An 18,612-nucleotide genomic window follows, 5' to 3' on the forward strand; every position below is an offset into this window, starting at 1 on the left:
ACCGAGCCGGCCACCGCCAGGCTCCGAAATCTGTCGATTCTCTTCGGACCGCGATGATCTGGTTCTTCCTTCTGGTGGTTGTGGCCCTGTCGGCGCTCGCCTTTTTCGGCGGGCGAGGTCTGGCCGCGCGCCGGGCCGCGGCCAAGGGCGTTCGAGCCCACTCGCGTCCCACCCAACACGGCCTGTACGCCCTGATCTGGGTCGGCGCGCCGTCGCTGCTGGTGCTGGTCCTGGCCGGGATCTTCTCGGGCGGCATCGCCCACCATGCCCTGGTCGCCGGCGCCTCGCCCGAGGTCGAACAGCTTGAGCCCTTCCGCCGCGAGGCCTTCTTCCAGGACGCCTACCTGGTCGGCGCCGGCCAGCCGGCCCAGCAGATCTGGCCCGCCCCCCTGACAGAGCAACTGACCGTTCAGGGCCGCCGCTCGGCCGAGATCCGCACGGTCCTGAACGTCGGCACGGGCATCGCGGCCCTGATCGCGGCGATCCTCGGCGGCCTGTATGTCTTCCTGCGCATCCGCCCGGACCTGCGCGCCCGCAACCGGGTCGAGGACTGGATCGGCGCGCTGCTGTTCGCCTGTTCGGCCGTGGCGGTCCTGACCACCATCGGTATCGTCTTCTCCCTGCTGTGGGACAGCTTGCGCTTCTTCCAGTCAGTGCCGGTCACCGAGTTCCTGTTCGGGACCAAATGGTCGCCCCAGATCGCCATCCGCGCCGATCAGGTGGGCTCGTCGGGCGCCTTTGGAGCCGTGCCCCTGTTCGCCGGCACCTTCCTGATCATGATCATCGCCATGTGCGTCGCCGCCCCGGTCGGGCTGTTCTCGGCCATCTATCTGTCGGAATACGCCAGCCGGACCTCACGCGCCGTGGTCAAGCCGATCCTCGAGATCCTCGCGGGCGTCCCGACCGTGGTCTACGGCTTCTTCGCCGCCCTGACCGTGGGGCCGGCTCTGCGGGTGTTCTTCAACTCCATCGGTGACTTGCTGATCGGCGGGCCGCTGAACGACGTCGGCCTCTATCTGTCGCTGGTGCAGAACCAGATGGCCCTGGTCGCCGGGGCGGTGATGGGCATCATGCTGATCCCGTTCGTCTCGTCGCTGTCGGACGACATCATCAACTCCGTGCCCCAGTCCCTGCGTGACGGCTCCTACGCCATGGGCGCCACCCGGTCGGAGACAGTCAAGAAGGTGCTGCTGCCAGCCGCGCTGCCGGGCATCGCGGGCGCCCTGCTGCTGGCCATGTCGCGCGCCATCGGCGAGACCATGATCGTGACCATGGCGGCCGGTCTGGCGGCCAAGCTGACCCTCAATCCGCTGGACACGGTGACGACCGTCACCGTCCAGATCGTGACCCTTCTGACCGGTGACCAGGAGTTCAACAGTCCCAAGACCCTGGCCGCCTTCGGCCTCGGCCTGACGCTGTTCCTGGTGACCCTGGTGCTCAACATCGTCGCCCAGCGCATCGTCCAAGCCTATCGGGAACAGTATGACTGACGCGACCCTATCCAAGGCCGGCGTCGGCGCCGATACGGCCCGCGTCAGCAAGCTGCAGGCCGGAATCAAGAAGCGCCACGCCCGCGAGCGCCGCTTCAAGCTGTATGGCGTCATGGCGGTGTCGGTCGCCATCGGCTTCCTGCTGCTGCTGCTCGGACGCATCATCGAACAGGGCCATACCGCCTTCTACGCCCATGAGATCACACTGCCGGTCTATATGGATCCGGCCCGCATCGACCGGACCTATCCGCAGGGCACCAACTTCCAGCTCATGACCGCCGAGCAGGAGCTGAAACGGCTGGGGATCCAGGACGACGACAAGGGGACGAAAGCCACGGCCATGCGGTCGCTGTTCTCGTCCGAGCTCAAGTTCCGCGCCGCCGCCATCGTGCGCGACAATCCGGCGGTCATCGGCCAGACGGTGACCATCGCTGCTCCGGCGTCGGATGAGGCGGACCTCTACTACAAGGGCGAGATTTCCAAGGCGACGCCGGCGGACCAGCGCCGCCTGTCGGATGAGCAGATCGCCTGGCTGGACCGGATGAAGAGCTCGGGCGCGGTGCGGACCCACTTCAACGGCGCCCTGTTCACCAACGGCGACTCGACCGAGCCGGAGCTGGCCGGCGTGCTCGGCGCCGTCGTCGGCTCGGCCCTGATGCTGCTGGTCACCGCCCTGATCGCCATTCCGATCGGCATCGGCGCGGCGGTCTATCTGGAGGAGTTCTCGCCCCGGAACCGGATCAGCGACCTGATCGAGGTCAACATCAACAACCTCGCGGCCGTGCCGTCGATCGTCTACGGCCTGCTGGGCGTGGCCCTGTTCATCAACTGGATGCACCTGCCGCGGTCGTCACCGCTGGTCGGCGGCCTGGTCCTGGCCCTGATGGCCCTGCCGACCATCATCATCGCCACCCGCTCCTCGCTGAAGGCCGTGCCGCCCTCGATCCGCGAGGCCGCGCTCGCCATGGGCGCCAGCCGCACCCAAACCGTGTTCCAGCACGTCCTGCCCCTGGCCATGCCTGGCGTCATGACCGGCGCCATCATCTCCATGGCCCACGCCCTCGGCGAGACCGCGCCCCTGCTGCTGATCGGCATGGTCAGCTTCGTGCCCGGCATTCCGCACTCGGCGGTCGAGCCCACGGGCGCCCTGCCGTCGCTGGTCTACATCTGGGAGAACGCCTCGGAGCGGGCGTTCCACGAGCGCACGGCCGCCGCCATCCTTGTCCTTCTCGCCTTCATGATCGTCATGAACGCCGCCGCGATCCTGCTGCGCCGGCGCTTCGAACGCCGGTGGTAAACGTATGAAATTCCCCTTTTCCCACACCCCGGCGAAGGCTCCTGACGGTCGCGAAGGCGGCGAGGGTCCGATCGATCCGACCGAAGCCCCGAAGATGGGCGGCCAGGTCCTGACCGGCGCGGGCGAACCGCCGCGCGACGAGTCGATGCTGACCCCGACCGTCAAGGAGGAAGGCGCGCATTCCAAGGCTCCGACCGTCACGGCGCCCAACTTCCCCGCCGGCCCGACCAAGATCGCCGCGCGTGAGGTCTCGGTCTTCTACGGCGACAAACAGGCCCTGTTCGACGTCTCGCTGGACATCCCGGACAAGACGGTCACCGCCTTCATCGGCCCGTCGGGCTGCGGCAAGTCGACCTTCCTGCGCACCATGAACCGGATGAACGACACCATCCCGGGCTGCAAGGTGACCGGCAGGATCGAGATGGACGGCGGCGACATCAACGCCAGGGCCATCGATCCGGTGCTGCTCCGCGCCCAGGTCGGGATGGTGTTCCAGAAGCCTAATCCCTTCCCCAAGACCATCTATGAGAACGTGGCCTATGGTCCGCGCATCCATGGCCTGACCTCGAACAAGGGCGAGCTGGACGGCATCGTCGAGGCCTCGCTGAAGCGCGCCGGCTTGTGGGACGAGGTCGCTGACCGGCTGCACTCGGCCGGCACCGGCCTGTCGGGCGGTCAGCAGCAGCGTCTGGTCATCGCCCGCGCCATCGCGGTCAATCCCGAAGTCATCCTGATGGACGAGCCCTGTTCGGCTCTGGACCCCATCGCGACGGCCAAGATCGAGGAGCTGATCGACGAGCTGCGCGAGCGCTTCTGCATCGTCATCGTCACCCACTCCATGGCCCAGGCGGCGCGGGTGTCGCAACGCACGGCCTTCTTCCACATGGGCCGGCTGGTCGAGCACGGGAACACCGAGGAAATCTTCACGAATCCCCGCGAACGGCGCACCCTCGACTACATCACGGGGCGCTTCGGTTGAACACGCATACCGTCAAGGCTTACGGCGACGAACTGAACCAGCTGACCGCCGAGGTCGCCCGCATGGGCGGCCTGGCCGAGGCCCAGGTCGCGGACGCCGTCGACTCGGTCGCGCGCCGCGACATCGCTTTGGCGCGCGCGGTGGTCGAGCGTGACGTGCGTCTCGACGCCATGCACCGCGACATCGAGAAGAAGGCCATCCGCCTGATCGCCCTGCGCCAGCCGGTCGCCTCGGACCTGCGCAAGACCCTGTCGGCGATGAAGCTGTCGGTCGATCTGGAGCGCACCGGGGACCTGGCCAAGAACATCGCCAAGCGCGCCCTGGCCGTCGCCGAGACCGAACCGATGCAGCCCCTGACCCGCTCCATCGAGCGGATGGGCCGTCTGGTGTCGATGCGGCTGCGCGACGTGCTGGACGCCTATACCTCGGGCGAGCTGGACGGGGCCCTGGCGGTCTGGGCCTCGGACGACGAGGTCGACGAACACTACAACGCCCTGTTCCGCGAACTGCTGACCTACATGATGGGCGATCCGCGCACGATCAACGCCTGCACCCATCTGCTGTTCATGGCCAAGAACCTCGAGCGGATCGGCGATCACGCGACCAATATCGCCGAGACCGTCCACTACGAGATCACCGGCGACGAGATGATCGGCGAGCGCCCGCGCGGCGCGCCCGGCGCCTCGGAGACCGGCCTGACCCATACCCATATCCTCCCGGACGCCTGACCTCCCCAAGGCCCCCCGGACGACAGACGGAGAGACCGACGTGCAGCCCTACATCCTGGTGATGGAAGACGAGGACGCCCTGGCCACCCTGCTTCAGTACAATCTGGAGAAGGAGGGCTATGACGTGGTCATCGCTTCCGACGGCGAGGAAGGCCTGGTCCAGATCGACGAGCGCCAGCCCGACCTGGTCCTGCTGGACTGGATGCTGCCCAAGGTCTCGGGAATCGAGGTCTGCCGGCGCCTGCGTGGTCGGGCCGAGACGCGCAACCTGCCGATCATCATGCTGACCGCGCGGGGCGAGGAATCCGACCGCGTCCGCGGTCTGGACACCGGCGCCGACGACTACCTGACCAAGCCCTTCTCGATGGTCGAACTGATCGCCCGCATCCGCGCCGTGCTGCGCCGGATCCGTCCGGGCCTCGCCGACGACCGCGTCGGTCACGGCGATATCGTCATCGACCGCGTCGCCCACCGCGTGCGCCGCAACGGCACCGAGGTCCACCTGGGTCCGACCGAGTTCCGCCTGCTGGACCACTTCATGCGTCACCCGGGCCGGGTGTTCAGCCGCGAGCAGCTGCTGGACGCCGTCTGGGGCTCGGACGTCTATGTCGAGGCCCGCACGGTCGACGTCCACGTCGGCCGCCTGCGCAAGGCGCTCGACGTCGGCGAAAGCGCTAACCCGATCCGTACGGTGCGTTCGGCCGGCTATTCGCTGGATCTGGAAGGCTAGGGCGCTGTCGGGCGAGGATCGGGCCGTCGACCTGACCGGTCGCTGGCAGGGCGTCTATTTCTATCCGGTCCACCCGGAGATGAATCCCGACGACACCGCGCCCGCAACGCCCTTCACGGCCGAACTGACGGATGACGCCGGCCATGTCGCTGGCCGCACCGTCGAGCCCGACATGTTCGGCGGCCCGTACGCGCCGCCGATCCCGGCCCTGATCGACGGCAGTCACGCCGACGGCGAGCTGACCTTTACCAAGTTCCCGGAAGGCGGCGGCCAGACACACACGATCGACTATGCCGGCACGATCTCCGGCGATGGCAACGTCATCGCCGGCCGCTGGATCATCTATGGTGTCTGGGAGGGCACGTTCCAGATGCAGCGTCGCGTCGTCTCCGCTGACAAGGCCGCCGAGCGCGAGACCGCCATCCAGACCTAGCCCGCCCTGGCGGCCACATCCTCGGGCGAAAGCTCATAGACGGTCGAGCAGTATTCGCAGGTGACGCGGATCTTGCCGTCGTCCTCGATCATGCCCTCGCGCTCCTCGTCGGAGAAGGAGCCCAGGACGCCGACGATGCGGTCGGCCGAGCAGCGGCACAGGGCCGAGAGGGCGCGCGGCTCCTCGAGCCGGACGCCGTCCTCGTGGAACAGGCGGAACAGCAGGGTCTCGGGCGAGACGGTCGGGTCGATCAGTTCGTCGTCGCCCAGGGTGGCGAACAGGGCGCGGCTGCGCTCCCAAACCTCGTCGGTCGAGCCGCGAGCGGTGTCGCCGGCGACCATCTGGATCATGGCCCCGCCCGCACGCCAGGTCTGGCCCTCGCCGGTCGAGACCTGCCCCACGGCCAGGCGCACCTTGGTCGGCACCTGTTCCGACTGGGCGAAATAGTGTTCGGCGCACAGCGACAGGCTTTCACCCTCGATCGGGGTGATGCCCTGGTGTCGGTCGAAGTCGGGGCCCTGGTCGAGGGTCATGACGAAGACGCCCTTGCCCAGCAGGGTCTGGGCGCCGGGGCGGGCGAAGCCGGTCGAGACGGCGGCGACCTCGGCCTCGTCGAACCGGCAATAGCCGCGCAGGGTCCCGGAGGTGTCGTAGTCGGCGACGACGTAGCGAACCGGGCCGTCCCCTTGCGCCTGGACGATCAGCCGGCCCTCGAACTTCAGGCTGGAACCGACGAGGGCCGCCAGGGCGCAGGCCTCGCCCAGCAGGGCCGCGACGGGCTCCGGATAGTCGTGAGCCTTGATGATGTTGTCGACAGCCTCGCCCAGACGCACCAGGCGGCCGCGCACGGGCCAGCCCTCGATCTGGAAGGCGGCGGCGAGGTCGTCGGTCGGTGTCGTTGCGGCGGGCGCGGAATGGGGCACGGGTCTTGGGGTCCGGTAAGCGAATGTCTGGAAGGGCGACAAGATAGGCGCCTGAGGTCGCCATGGTAAGGGGCGTGTGATCTAAGGTCGGAACCCGGGACTCGCGCAGGCCGTTCCGGAACCGGGCGCAAGTCGAGGCAAGCATGGCGAAACCGACCCTGAAACCGCTGAACCGGCAGTCCATCGTGATCACCGGCGCGACGTCCGGCATCGGCCTGGCGACGGCGCGGCGCGCGGCGCGGGGCGGGGCCTGCGTCTTCCTGATCGCGCGCGGCGAGAAGGACCTGCGCCTGCTGTGCGAGGAGCTTCAGGGGACGGGAGCCCGCGTCGCCTGGGCCGCCGCCGACGTCGCCGACTATGACGCCCTGGCCGAGGCGGCCGACAAGTGCCGGCGCCTGTTCGGGGGCTTCGACACCTGGATCAACAACGCCGGGGTCTCGGTCGTGGGCAGCGTGCTGGAGACCACGCTGGAGGACCAGCGCCGCCTGTTCGAGACCAACTACTGGGGCGTGGTCAACGGCTCGACCATCGCCGCCGAGCATCTGCGCGGCCGCCCCGGAGGCGGGGCCATCATCAACGTGGGGTCGACCCTGTCGGACGCCCCTTCGCCGATCCGGGGCGCCTATTCGGCCTCCAAACATGCGGTGAAGGGCTTCACCAATGCGCTGCGGATGGAGCTGCTGCGCGACAAGCGCTTCGGCGGAGCGCCGATCTCGCTCAGCCTGGTCAAGCCGGCGGCGGTGGACTCTCCCTACGACCGTCACGCCCGCAACCTGGCCGGCTATGCGGCCAACATCCCCCAGCCGGTCTATGCGACCCATGTCGTCGCCGACGCCATCCTGTGGTGCGCCACCCATCCGACGCGCGAGATCACCGTCGGCGGGGGAGGGCGACTGATCGCCTCATTCTACTCGGCCCTGCCCGGGATCGCGGAACCACTTTTCGCCCGGTTCGCTCCTGTCCTGAAGCGGGACAGGGGTTCCGACTACGAGCCGTATGAAGATGGTCTGTACGACGCGTCCGACGACGGCCTGGATGAAGAGGTCTATTATCCGATGGTTCGACAGTTCAGCGTCCTGGCGGAAGCCCGCAAACACCCCGGCGTGACCGCCGGATCGATCGCCCTGGTCGGCCTGGCCGCCGTCGCCACGGTGCTGCTGACCCAGCGCACCGGCCCGACGCGCTATCGGGTGCTGCGCGACAAGCTGGATCCGCGCGGCTGGATCGATGCGGAGGCCCTGCGTCATCGGTTCGAGGACATCTCGCGCGGTCTGACCGACACGGCCGAGGACTTCGGTCACCGCGCCGAAGAGTTCGGCGACGACGCCCGGCATCAGGCGCAGAAGCTGTTCAAGCGCGGCAAGAAGGCTGTCTCGCCGGGCAAGCGCGCCAGATACGCCAAGGCCGCCCGCGGATACGCCGAGGACGCCGGCAAGGCCGCGCGCCGCTATGCCGACGCCGGCGGCCAGTACGCCCGGGACCACGCGAAGGAGGGCGGGGCCCTTCTGGCCGTGGCAACCATCGCGGCGGCCATCGGGGCGGCGGCGCTGGAAAGCCGTCGGCCGGACAGCCGGGTCCGCCGCATCGCGAAATTCTAGGCCCTCAGCTTAGCAATCATCGTTGCCGCTTCCACGCCTGACCGCGTAGACAGCGCGGCATGACCGAGACCCCCACGTTCGTCTTCGATTTCGATTCGACCCTCGTCCGCATCGAGACGCTTGAGGCGCTTGCCGACATCGCACTCGCGGGCGATCCGAACGCCGAAGCGGTCCGGGCCGAGATCGCCAAATTGACCGATCAGGCCATGTCGGGCGAGGTCGACTTCGGCACGGCCCTGCGCCGCCGTCTGGCCCTGCTGCCGCTGACCCGCGCCCATGTCGAACAGCTGGCCGACCGGATCCTCGACGAGGGCACCTGGTCGGTGCGGCGGAACCTGCGCTTCTTCCAGGAGAACGCGGACCGGATCGTGATCCTCTCGGGCGGCTTCCGCGAGATCATCGCCCCCGTCGCCGAGCGGCTGGGCGTCGCGCCCCAGCGGGTGCTGTGCAACGACCTGGTCTATGACGCTGATGGCCGGGTTACCGGCGTCGATGATCAGAACCCCCTGTCGTACGACAACGGCAAGCCCAAGGTGATCGAGGCCTTGGGTCTGGCGCGGCCCATCGTCATGGTCGGGGACGGCTGGAACGACGCCGAGGTCAAGCTGGCCGGCACCGCCGACCGCTTCTACGCCTTCACCGAGATCGCCCGCCGCGACAAGGTCGTCGCCGTCGCCGACGCCGAGGCGCCCTCGATGGACGAACTGCTCCACGCCGAGGGCATGGCCGGCCGCTGGTCCTATCCGCGCTCGCGTATCCGGATGCTGCTGCTGGAGAACATCCACCCGGCCGCCGTCGAGCGCCTGCAGGAGGCCGGCTATTCGGTCGAGACCCTGAAGGGTGCGCTCGACGAGGACGACCTGATCGAGAAGATCAAGGGCGTCCACGTCCTGGGCATCCGCTCCAAGACCAATGTCACCGCCCGGGTGCTGGAGGCGGCCGACCGTCTGCTGGCCGTCGCGGCCTTCTGCATCGGCACCAACCAGATCGATCTGGACGCCTGTTCCGACCACGGGGTGGCGGTGTTCAATGCGCCGTATTCCAACACCCGCTCGGTGGTGGAGCTGGCGATCGGCCTGACCATCACCCTGATGCGCGACGTCGTCGACAAGTCGGCGGCCATGCATACGGGCAAGTGGAACAAGTCGGCCGACGGCTCGCGCGAGCTGCGCGGCAAGACGCTGGGCATCGTCGGCTACGGCGCCATCGGCTCCCAGCTTTCGGTGCTGGCTGAGGCCCTGGGCATGCGGGTCATCTTCCACGACCTGTCGGAGCGGCTGGCGCTGGGCAACGCCCGGCGGATGCGCAACCTCGACGCCCTGCTGGCCGAGGCCGATGTCGTGACCCTGCACGTCGACGGCCGCAAGGAGAACACCAACCTGATCGGCGCCGCCCAGCTACAGCAGATGAAGGAGGGCGCGCTCTTCCTGAACCTGTCGCGCGGCCATGTGGTCAATATCGGCGCCCTGTCCCAGGCCATCCAGGGCGGGCGTATCGGCGGGGCTGCGCTGGACGTCTTCCCCGAAGAGCCTCGCACCAACGCCGATCCGTTCGACAGCCAGCTCCGGGGCCTGAAGAACGTCATCCTGACCCCGCACATCGGCGGTTCTACCGAGGAGGCGCAGGAGGCCATCGCCGAGTTCGCGGCCGAGCGGCTGCTGGGCTATCTGAACCGCGGCGACACGACCTTCAGCGTCAACCTGCCGAACGTCCAGCTGTCCGACGTCTCCGGCGGGCACCGCCTGCTGCACATCCACCGGAACCAGCCGGGGGTCATGGCCGCCCTGAACCGCGAACTGGCCCACGCCGGGCTGAACATCCTCGGTCAGCACCTGAAGACCGACGAGCGGACCGGCTATGTGATCACCGACGTCGATCGCGACTACGACCCGGAAGCGCTGAAGGCCTTGAAGACGCTGGACGGCACCCTGCGCTTCCGTTTGTTGCATTAAATCGACAAAGGCTTCCCTAGGGACATCTTGCGCTCGCGCCAAACGGGAGCACACTCCGGATAACGACCGCGTTCTGACGGTCGATGGAGGAAGCAAATGTCTCACAATCAACGCGGTACGGCGTTCGCCGTACTGGCTGCCGCCGCGACTCTGACCCTGGCCATGGGCGCCGCGTCCGGCGCCTCGGCCCAGACCTACGGCCGGCTCGTCGTCTTCGGCGACAGCCTGAGCGACAACGGGAACCTGTCGGCCGTGACGGGCGGCGCCGCCCCGGGACCCGCCTACTATCAGGGCCGGTTCTCCTCGGGCCCGACCTTCGTGGAGCTGCTCGGGTTCACCCTCGGCCGCCAGACGGCGGGATCGCCGGTGACCGGCAGCATCGACTACGCCTACGGCGGCTCGCGCACCGACACCCTGGCCACGCCGGGGCCGGGCATGCGGACCCAGCTCAGCCAGTACACCGCCGCCGGCGGCCGCTTCGGCGCGACCGATCTGGTCAGCATTCTGGGCGGGGCGAACAACATCTTCCAGGCCCTGCCGACGGCCGGCGCCAGCGCCAACCCGACGGGGGCGATCACCCCGGTCGCCACGGCCGCCGCCGGCGACATCAACTTCATCACCAACAGCGTCGCCGCGGCGGGCGCCGGGACCATCCTGGTCACCAACCTGCCCAAGCTCAGCCTGACGCCTCAGTTCCGGGGCACGACCGCCGCGCCCCTGGCGGACTTCGCGGTGACGACCTTCAACGGCGCCCTGCTGACCGGCCTCCAGACGACGGCCGCCGCCAACCCGAACAGCAACATCATCGTCATGGACCTGTTCAAGATCGGCGACACCATCGCGGGCAACCCGGGCGCCTTCGGCATCACCAATGTGACCACCGCCTGCTACAACGGCGTCACGGTCTGCACCGACCCGGGCTACTTCTACTTCGACGGCGTCCACCCGACGGCCCTCGGCCATCAGATCATCGCCAAACTGGCCACCGACTACCTCTACTACGGCGATCTGGGCGCCCAGAGCGCCCTGATGGGCGAGACCGCCTTCCGGCACCGCGAGGACAGCCTGGACGAGGGCACGGCCCGTCTGTCGGGCCGCGAGGACTGGGCCGATGGCACGGCCGTGGTCATGAGCGGGACCTATGACCAGACCGATTCCGACGCGCGCGGCGTGGTCGGGGACGCCGAGTCGACCGGTTACGGCATCCGCGCGGCGGTCGAGAACGGCTGGAACAACACCTGGAAGGTTGGTCTGGCGGGCAGCTATCGCAACGCCGACGTCAAGGGCGCGCGCTTCTCGACCAAGGTCAACACCATGGCCTTCGACGTCTACGCCGGCTGGCGTTCGGGCTCGACCTTCGTCAACGTCTCGGCGGGCGCGGCCCACGACGACTACGACACCGACCGCCTGACCATGGTCAACCCGATCGTCCACACCGGCTCGACCGAGGGCGTGTCCAGGGGCGCGCGCATCCAGGGCGGCCTGTGGTGGGACATGGGCGGTCTGGCGGTCTCGCCGCGCGTCGCCGCCACCTGGGCCTCCAGCCACGTCAGCGGCTTCTATGAGGAGGGCGTCGCGGCCCAGTACGACTACCAGAGCCGGACGGTCGAGGATGTCAGCGCCGAGGTCGCCCTGCGCGCCGAAGGCAATGCGGGCGGCTTCGCCTTCTTCGCCGAGGGCGGCTATCGCGGCAGCATGGCCGACAACTCCGACCCCGTCGGCGTGGGCATCGCCTTCAATACCGCCAAGGTGTTGGAGCGCGAGGTCGACGAGCCGTTCGGCAACCAGGTCCTGGCTTCGGCGGGGCTCTCGGGCAAGTGGGGACCGGTCAATGTCGAGGTCGCCTACCACGGCCGCTTCGGCGAGGATGCGACCAGCAACATGGGCGCGATCACCCTGAGCCTGCCCCTGCAATAGGCGTCAAAAGCCCTCTCCGGCCAAGCTTTCGCGAGGAAGCGTGGCCGGGGAGGGTGCGGCGTCCTGTCCGGCCAAAGTCCGGAATGAAACCTCGTGGGCGCCCCAAAGTCGCCCCATCAAGCCGTAAAAGGCCCGGCTCCCCCGGTCGCCGCCAGACGCCGTTCCGACATCGTCGGTCAGCGGGTGCGACTTCTCCCCCGCTCGATGCAGCGACGCCGGAGCCGACGACGACATGCGCCGACTTGCGCCCGCCTATCTCGCGCACCCCCGTCTCGGGCGGTGGCGTCCGCACCTGATCCACACGGGCCAGACGATCGGTCTCGCCCTGATCGCCTGCCTGGCGATGGCCGCCGCGCCCTTCACGCCGAAGAGCAAGGCCGAGGCGGCCGCGGTCCCGGTGAAGCCGCCCGTGGTCGCCGTCGCCGCGCCCGCCGGGCCGGTGATGCGGCTGATCAGCTTCGACGAGCCCGTCCCGGGCCGGGCCATCAACTCGAAGTTCGGCATGCGCCGTCTGGGTGGCGAGCCCGGCGCGCGGATGCACAAGGGCGTGGACATCGCCGCCCCCATCGGCACCTCCGTCTATGCGACCGCCGAGGGCGTGGTGCTGCGCATCGGCTATGATCCGGCCGGCTACGGCAACTTCATCGAGATGCGCCACCCCAACGGCCTGACCAGCCTCTACGGCCATCTGAGCCGGGTGGATGTGGCCAGCGGCGACGCGGTCGGCCCGCGTCAGCGTATCGGCCTGGTCGGCTCGACCGGCTATTCGACCGGCCCCCACCTGCACTTCGAGGTTCGCCGCGAGGGCGCCCAGGTCAACCCGACCAAGGTCATCGGCCGCGCCTTCCAGGTGAAGGCGGGCTAAACGCCGCGCTCCGGCGGCGACCACCGAATCCGGTTGCCATGCCCCAGCCGTTTGCTACCTCTGAGGGACGACGGGGTGGAGTATCGGCATGACGGCGGCGTTGACGCTGGACGGGGTGGGCAAGCGCTACGGCGACTTCCAGGCCGTCCGGGACCTGAGCTTCGAGGTCGGCAAGGGCCAGATCTGCGGCTTCCTCGGCCCCAACGGCGCGGGCAAGACCTCGACTCTGCGCATGATCCTGGGCCTGCAGCCGGCGACGACCGGGCGCATCCAGATCCTCGGCGCCGACAACGGCCGCCAGGTGCGCGACCGCATCGGCTTCCTCCCGGAAGAGCGCGGCCTCTACAAGAAGATGACCCCGGTCGACGCCATCGCCTTCTTCGGCTCCCTGAAGGGGGTGCCGACCGCCGAGGGCCGCCGTCGGGCGAAGGAGCTGCTGGACGCCCAGGGGCTGGGCGCGTCCAAGGCCAAGAAGATGAAGGAGCTGTCCAAGGGGATGGCCCAGAAGGTCCAGCTGATCGCCTCGATCGTGCACCGACCCGAGTTCGTGATCCTGGACGAGCCCTTTTCGGGGCTGGACCCCGTCAACCAGCAAGGGCTGGAGGCGATGATCCGGGGGCTGGCCGCCGACGGGGCGACGGTCCTGTTCTCGACCCATGTGATGCAGCACGCCGAGCGGCTGTGCGACAAGGTCGTGCTGCTGGCCCGGGGGCGCAAGGCCTTCGAGGGCACGGTGACCGAGGCGCGCGCGACCTCGCGCCGCTTTCTGGAGCTGGAAGGCGACATCGCCGCCGAGGCCGTGTCGAAGCTGCCGGGCGTGACCGGGGTGGAGATCGCGTCCGAGGGTGACGGCGCCCGCGTCCTGCGCGCCGCGCTCGCCGCGGGGGCAGGCGGGCAGGAGGCGCTCAAGGCAGCCTTCCTGACGGGGCTGGACGTGCGTCGGTTCGAACTGCGCGAGCCGACCCTGCACGACGCCTTCATCGACCTGACCGGCGACCACCCGGATCAGGACCAGAGTGTCTCCAAGGCCCCGGAGGCCGCCCGATGAAGCGCACCCTGCTGATCGCCCGCCGCGAGTTCCTGGCCTATGTCCGCACCGTCGGCTTCTGGCTGTCCCTGCTGTCCCTGCCGCTGTTCGGCCTGCTGGGCGGGGTCATGCCCCTGCTGGCGCGGTCGTCCGAGCCCGTCCGTGAGGTCGTGCTGATCGAGGACGGCCCCCAGGCCGCGGGTCTGGCCAAGTCCGTTCAGGACGTCATGGCCGCCGACGCCGAACGACGCGCCCAGCGCGCGCAGGAGGCCGCCGAGAAGGCCAGCGCCTCCGCCGGCGGGGCCGTCGATTCCAAGGCCGCGCGCGACGCCGTCGCCTCCCTGACCAAGGACCGGGTCCGCATCGTACCCGCCCCCGCGGAACTGGCCGCCGCCGCCCCGGGCCAGCCCCGCGACGCCGTCGTGCGCCACCTGCTCGGCGAGGAGACGCCCAAGGACCAGAGGCTGGACGCCATCGTCTTCCTGACCCGTCAGGACGGCAAGCCGGGCGCCCGGGTCTGGACGTCGCGGGCGTCGGACTCGACCGTCGAGGACTTCGTCAGGGACAGCCTGCGTAGCGCCAACCGCCGGCAGGTCTTCCAGGACGCGGGCATCGACCCCGGCATCGTGGTGGCCACCGACCGGTTCCGGGCCGACGTGAAGGCCTTCTCGCCGCGCTCGGCCAGCGGGGGAGAGGTGTCCATGCGCGACCGCCTGCCGCGCTGGGTCGGCTTCGGCGCGGCCTTCCTTCTGTGGTCGCTGGTGATCACGGGGGCCTCCATCCTGCTGAACAGCGTCATGGAGGAGAAGGCCAACAAGATCCTGGAGGTCCTGCTCTCCTCGGCCTCGGCGACCGAGATCCTGACCGGCAAGGTGCTGGGGGTGGCGATGCTGACCCTGACGGTGCTCATCGTCTGGAGCGGAATGGGGGCCTTTGGCCTACTGACCGCCAAGCCCGAGCTGGCCGCCGCGGTCGGCGAGGTGCTGCTGCACAACGGCCTGATCTTCTATCTGCTGGCCTATACGGTCGGGGGCTATCTGATGTTCGCGGTCCTGTTCGCGGCCATCGGGGCCTTCTGCGAGACGCCGCGCGACGCCCAGACCCTGATGGGGCCGATCATGATGGTGCTGGTGGTGCCCCTGCTGGTGCTGCAGATGCCAGACAGCCCTGTGGCTCGCATCCTGTCCTGGGTGCCCTTCTTCACCCCCTTCCTGATGAGCGCCCGCGCGCCGTCGGACCCGCCGATGATCGAGATCGTCGGGACCTTGATCGGGATGGCGGTCACGGCCCTGCTGATGGTCTGGCTGGCCGGCCGCGCGTTCCGGGCCGGCGCCCTGTCGGACGTGAAGCTCAGCTGGAAGGCCTTCGCCGCGGCGATCCGGGGTGGCGGGAACTAGGGAACGCGTGTCCTCCCCACGCAGTGGGGAGGGGGACCGCGCAGCGGTGGAGGGGCTCTTCACAAGCCCTCGCTGCATCAGGCGGGATGCCGCGAGGGCTTCAAGAGCCCCTCCGTCTCCTCGCGAAGGGCTCGGAGCCGCCTCCCCACCGCGTGGGGAGGAGACGCACAGCAAAAAGGCCGCCCCGTGAGGAGCGGCCTTTTCAAATTCTGATCTGGATCAGACGCTTAGGAGCGCGGAGCGCCGGCGCCCGGGACGCGGGGCTTCGGAGCCGGCAGCAGGCCTTCGCGTTGAGCGCGCTTGCGGGCCAGCTTGCGGGCGCGACGAACGGCCTCGGCCTTCTGGCGGGCGCGCTTCTCCGAGGGCTTCTCGTAGTGCACGTGGCGCTTCATTTCACGGAAGCTGCCTTCGCGTTGCATCTTCTTCTTGAGGGCTTTCAGCGCTTGATCGACGTTATTATCGCGAACGAAAATCTGTACCAGGTTGAACTCTCCTTTGGCCGCCCGCCGCGTCCTGTGAGGGAGACGGGCAGACAAATAAAATAGCAGCCCGGGGGCGACAGCCCACCGAGCGAAGGCGGGCGAATACACCAAGGTCGGGCGGCTGTCCAGATCGCGGACGCCCAAACCGCAGGCTTTTGCGAGGTTTCAGGTGGGGTCGCATCCCGGCTTCGACAAGCCTATTCTGGCGTCATGACCGAAGCCCCGCACCTGTCGAACGAAGCCCCGCAGCCGGATTGGGCCGACCGCATGGAGCAGGCGGTGCTGGACGCCGCGATCCAGCGTGCGCCGACATTTGGCTGGAATTCGCGGCTGGTCCGGGCGGCCTGCGAGGCCGAGGGGCTGTCGCGCGGCGACGAGGAACTGCTGCTGCCCAACGGCCCGCGCGACCTGGCGGCCCTGCTGTCGCGCCGGCACGATGCGATGACGCTGGAGGCCCTGAAGGCGACCCCGCCGGAGACGCTGAAGATCCGCGAGCGAATCGCGAAGGCGGTCTCCGCGCGAATCGAGGCCGGAACGGCGCATCTCGAAGCCACCAAGCGTTGCGCCGCCTTCCTGGCCCTGCCGACCAACGCCGATCTTGGCCTGTCGCTGGCCTGGGAGAGCGCCGACGTGATCTGGCGCTGGGCCGGGGATACGGCGACGGACTGGAACCACTATTCCAAGCGGGCGATCCTGTCGGGCATCCTGATCCCGGCCCTGACCATGCGGCTGTTCGATGGGCCGGAGGCGGCCGAAGCCTTCGTCGCCGCCCGGATCGAGAACGTCATGACCTTCGAGAAGTGGAAGGCCGGCAAGGACTTCGAGGCCCCGCTGCGGCGGGTGACGGACGTGCTGGCGAAGCTGAGGTACGGAGCGGCGGGCTAGGCCGGTCGGGATCGCCGGTCCCGGAGCGCCAGCCAGCCGACGAGGGCGGCGATCAGGACGGCGAACACGGCGCTGACCATCGGCGCGCCCAGGCCGAGACCGCCGTTGGACGCCGGTTGGGCCAGCAGGTCGCCGATCGAGGCGCCGAAGGGCCGGGTCAGGACATAGACGACCCAGAAGATCAGCACCGGGTTGGCGCGAAATCCCCAATGCGCCGCGGCGGCGAGCACGATCAGGCTGCCGTAAATCAGGGCCGAGAGGCCGTAGCCCCAGCTCAGCGCTTCCGAGGTCAGGTCGCCGGCCGCCGTGCCCAGAGCGAAGGTCACCAGCACCGTCAGCCAGTAGAAGCGTTCGCGGGCGGGCGTGTCGATGTGATGGATCGACAGCGTGTGCTCACGTCGCCACCAGATCGCGAAGATGGCCAGCAGGGACACCGAGAACACGGCCGTCGAGACGAACAGGCTGACGCCGAACCGGTCGGTGAGGAGGTCCGTCGCCAGCGTGCCGACGATGCTGACGAGCACGACGGTGAACCAGTAGATCAGGGGCAGGCAGCGGCGGGTGCGTAGCTGGAACGCCAGCATGGCGACCAGCAACAGCCCCATGATCAGGGTCGTGCCTTCCAGCCCCATGCCGAGGTTGAAGGACAGGTAGTCGGCCGCGGCCTCGCCGATGGTCGTCGACAGGATCTTGATGGCCCAGAACCAGAGGGTCACCTCCGGCACCTTGTTCAACATGGCGTTCAGCGGCGATGACGGTGCGTTTGGACGAGGGGCGGCCACGGCGGTCTCCTGGGACGGTTCAGGAGAGCATGGGCCGGTGCGGATGACGGGGCCTGGACCCTGACGTTATCTTTGCATGACGAAGGCCGTCGCCCTCATCGGAGTCAGGCCTTGCCGAGCACCCGGTTCACATGCGCCATCTTGCGGCCCGGGCGGGCGTCGGTCTTGCCGTAGAGGTGCAGGCGGGCGTCGGGCTCGGCGGCCAGAGCGGCCCACTGGTCGACGGCGTCGCCGAGCAGATTGGTCATCTCGATGCGGGCATGGGCGGCGGTGGGGCCCAGAGGCCAGCCGGCGATGGCGCGGATATGCTGCTCGAACTGGTCGCAGACGCAGCCGTCCTGGGTCCAGTGCCCGGTGTTGTGGACGCGCGGCGCGATCTCATTGACCAGCAACTGACCCTTGCCGAGGTCGAACAGCTCCACCCCGATGACGCCGATGTAGTCGAGGCCGTCGAGGATGGCCTCAGCGATCTCGATGGCGCGGGCCGAGGTCTTCGCATCGACCCTGGTCGGGGCGAGGGTGGTCGAGAGGACGCCGTTGGCGTGATGGTTCTCGCCCAGCGGATAGACGGCGACGGCGCCGTCATGGCCACGGGCGGCGATGACCGAGAGCTCGCGTTTGAAGGCGGCCTTCGCCTCGAGGATGGCGGGGCGCTCGCCGATGGCGGCGAAGGCGTCGGCGGCCTCGGAGGCGTTGCGGATCCAGATCTGGCCCTTGCCGTCGTAGCCCTCGCGGCGGGTCTTGAGCAGGGCGGGGACGCCCAGACGCTCCAGACCGGCGGTCAGGTCGTCGACCGTGTCCACCTGGGCGAAGTCGACGGTGGTGGCGCCGACGGCGTTGAGGAAGGTCTTTTCGACGACCCGGTCCTGGGCGGTCGACAGGGCGGTCGGTCCGGGGGCGACGAGGGCGCCGGCGCCGGCCAGGGTCTCGACCGAGGCGGCCGGGACGTTCTCGAACTCGAAGGTGACGACGTCGGAGACCCGGCCCAGCACCGTCAGGGCGGTGGGATCGTCATAGGCGGCGACGATCTGGCCGCGCGAGACGCGACCGGCCGGGGAGTTCTCTTCCGGATCGAGGATGACGACGTCGAAGCCCAGCTTCGAGGCGGCCTGGGACAGCATCCGGCC

The 18,612-nt window shown here is 68.9% G+C and carries 17 protein-coding genes; 13 read left to right on the top strand and 4 right to left on the bottom strand.

What is annotated here, in order from left to right:
- The first annotated feature begins 53 nt into the window (after positions 1-53).
- From pstC to ACW172_RS15875, 6 genes are all read left to right on the top strand, one after another.
- Positions 54-1,490 carry a phosphate ABC transporter permease subunit PstC gene (pstC, locus tag ACW172_RS15850; protein WP_492032400.1) on the top strand — a complete coding sequence of 479 codons (1,437 nt, stop codon included), beginning with the start codon at positions 54-56 and terminating at the stop codon, positions 1,488-1,490.
- Positions 1,483-2,787 (top strand): phosphate ABC transporter permease PstA, encoded by a 1,305-nt coding sequence (gene pstA, locus ACW172_RS15855; RefSeq protein ID WP_492032401.1) that lies wholly within the window; start codon positions 1,483-1,485, stop codon positions 2,785-2,787. Before pstC ends, pstA begins: the two co-directional genes overlap by 8 nt.
- A gap of 145 nt (positions 2,788-2,932) precedes the next feature.
- A complete protein-coding gene (gene pstB / locus ACW172_RS15860; protein WP_492034994.1) occupies positions 2,933-3,766 on the top strand; it encodes a phosphate ABC transporter ATP-binding protein PstB in 834 nt (277 codons plus the stop codon).
- Positions 3,763-4,494 carry a phosphate signaling complex protein PhoU gene (phoU, locus tag ACW172_RS15865; RefSeq protein WP_492032402.1) on the top strand — a complete coding sequence of 244 codons (732 nt, stop codon included), beginning with the start codon at positions 3,763-3,765 and terminating at the stop codon, positions 4,492-4,494. The genes pstB and phoU overlap by 4 nt, the downstream gene beginning before the upstream one ends.
- 40 nt (positions 4,495-4,534) lie before the next feature.
- Entirely contained in the window at positions 4,535-5,224 is a 690-nt protein-coding gene (phoB, locus tag ACW172_RS15870; RefSeq protein WP_492032403.1) for a phosphate regulon transcriptional regulator PhoB, read from the top strand.
- Positions 5,225-5,303: 79 nt separating this feature from the next.
- The gene (locus ACW172_RS15875) at positions 5,304-5,657 is read left to right on the top strand and encodes a hypothetical protein (RefSeq protein WP_492032404.1); all 354 of its coding nucleotides are present in this window, start codon (positions 5,304-5,306) and stop codon (positions 5,655-5,657) included.
- Here the strand turns inward: ACW172_RS15875 and ACW172_RS15880 are convergent.
- Entirely contained in the window at positions 5,654-6,580 is a 927-nt protein-coding gene (locus ACW172_RS15880; RefSeq protein ID WP_492032405.1) for an Hsp33 family molecular chaperone, read from the bottom strand. The genes ACW172_RS15875 and ACW172_RS15880 overlap by 4 nt on opposite strands.
- A 143-nt stretch (positions 6,581-6,723) precedes the next feature.
- On the opposite strand from ACW172_RS15880, the gene ACW172_RS15885 reads away from it, so the two are divergent.
- The 6 genes from ACW172_RS15885 (at position 6,724) to ACW172_RS15910 (ending at position 15,336) form a co-directional block, all read left to right on the top strand.
- Positions 6,724-8,178, top strand: coding sequence for an SDR family oxidoreductase (locus ACW172_RS15885; RefSeq protein WP_492032406.1), 1,455 nt, complete (start codon positions 6,724-6,726; stop codon positions 8,176-8,178).
- A gap of 59 nt (positions 8,179-8,237) precedes the next feature.
- Positions 8,238-10,130: a phosphoglycerate dehydrogenase gene (gene serA, locus ACW172_RS15890; protein ID WP_492032407.1), complete on the top strand. Its 1,893-nt coding sequence runs from the start codon at positions 8,238-8,240 to the stop codon at positions 10,128-10,130.
- A 96-nt stretch (positions 10,131-10,226) separates the two neighbouring features.
- The gene (locus ACW172_RS15895; RefSeq protein WP_492032408.1) at positions 10,227-12,047 is read left to right on the top strand and encodes an autotransporter domain-containing protein; all 1,821 of its coding nucleotides are present in this window, start codon (positions 10,227-10,229) and stop codon (positions 12,045-12,047) included.
- A gap of 232 nt (positions 12,048-12,279) precedes the next feature.
- Positions 12,280-12,912, top strand: a complete 633-nt coding sequence (locus ACW172_RS15900) for a M23 family metallopeptidase (RefSeq protein ID WP_492032409.1) — start codon at positions 12,280-12,282, stop codon at positions 12,910-12,912.
- An 88-nt stretch (positions 12,913-13,000) separates the two neighbouring features.
- On the top strand, positions 13,001-13,960 hold the full coding sequence (locus ACW172_RS15905) for an ABC transporter ATP-binding protein (RefSeq protein ID WP_492032410.1): 960 nt from the start codon (positions 13,001-13,003) through the stop codon (positions 13,958-13,960).
- Positions 13,957-15,336 (top strand): ABC transporter permease, encoded by a 1,380-nt coding sequence (locus tag ACW172_RS15910; RefSeq protein ID WP_492032411.1) that lies wholly within the window; start codon positions 13,957-13,959, stop codon positions 15,334-15,336. Before ACW172_RS15905 ends, ACW172_RS15910 begins: the two co-directional genes overlap by 4 nt.
- Before the next feature lie 227 nt (positions 15,337-15,563).
- Here the strand turns inward: ACW172_RS15910 and rpsU are convergent, their stop codons facing one another.
- A complete protein-coding gene (gene rpsU / locus ACW172_RS15915) occupies positions 15,564-15,818 on the bottom strand; it encodes a 30S ribosomal protein S21 (RefSeq protein WP_492034995.1) in 255 nt (84 codons plus the stop codon).
- Positions 15,819-16,028: 210 nt separating this feature from the next.
- Here rpsU and ACW172_RS15920 point away from each other — a divergent pair, with 210 nt between their 5' ends.
- Positions 16,029-16,703: a COQ9 family protein gene (locus tag ACW172_RS15920; RefSeq protein WP_492032412.1), complete on the top strand. Its 675-nt coding sequence runs from the start codon at positions 16,029-16,031 to the stop codon at positions 16,701-16,703.
- Here the strand turns inward: ACW172_RS15920 and ACW172_RS15925 are convergent.
- Together ACW172_RS15925 and ACW172_RS15930 are read right to left on the bottom strand one after the other, a co-directional pair.
- Complete coding sequence (locus ACW172_RS15925; RefSeq protein WP_492032413.1) at positions 16,700-17,485, bottom strand: COG4705 family protein; 786 nt, start codon at positions 17,483-17,485, stop codon at positions 16,700-16,702. The genes ACW172_RS15920 and ACW172_RS15925 overlap by 4 nt on opposite strands.
- A gap of 104 nt (positions 17,486-17,589) precedes the next feature.
- The gene (locus tag ACW172_RS15930) at positions 17,590-18,606 is read right to left on the bottom strand and encodes a 5-(carboxyamino)imidazole ribonucleotide synthase (RefSeq protein WP_492034996.1); all 1,017 of its coding nucleotides are present in this window, start codon (positions 18,604-18,606) and stop codon (positions 17,590-17,592) included.
- Positions 18,607-18,612 lie beyond the last annotated feature (6 nt).

This window comes from Brevundimonas sp. ALps5, from assembly GCF_058681645.1.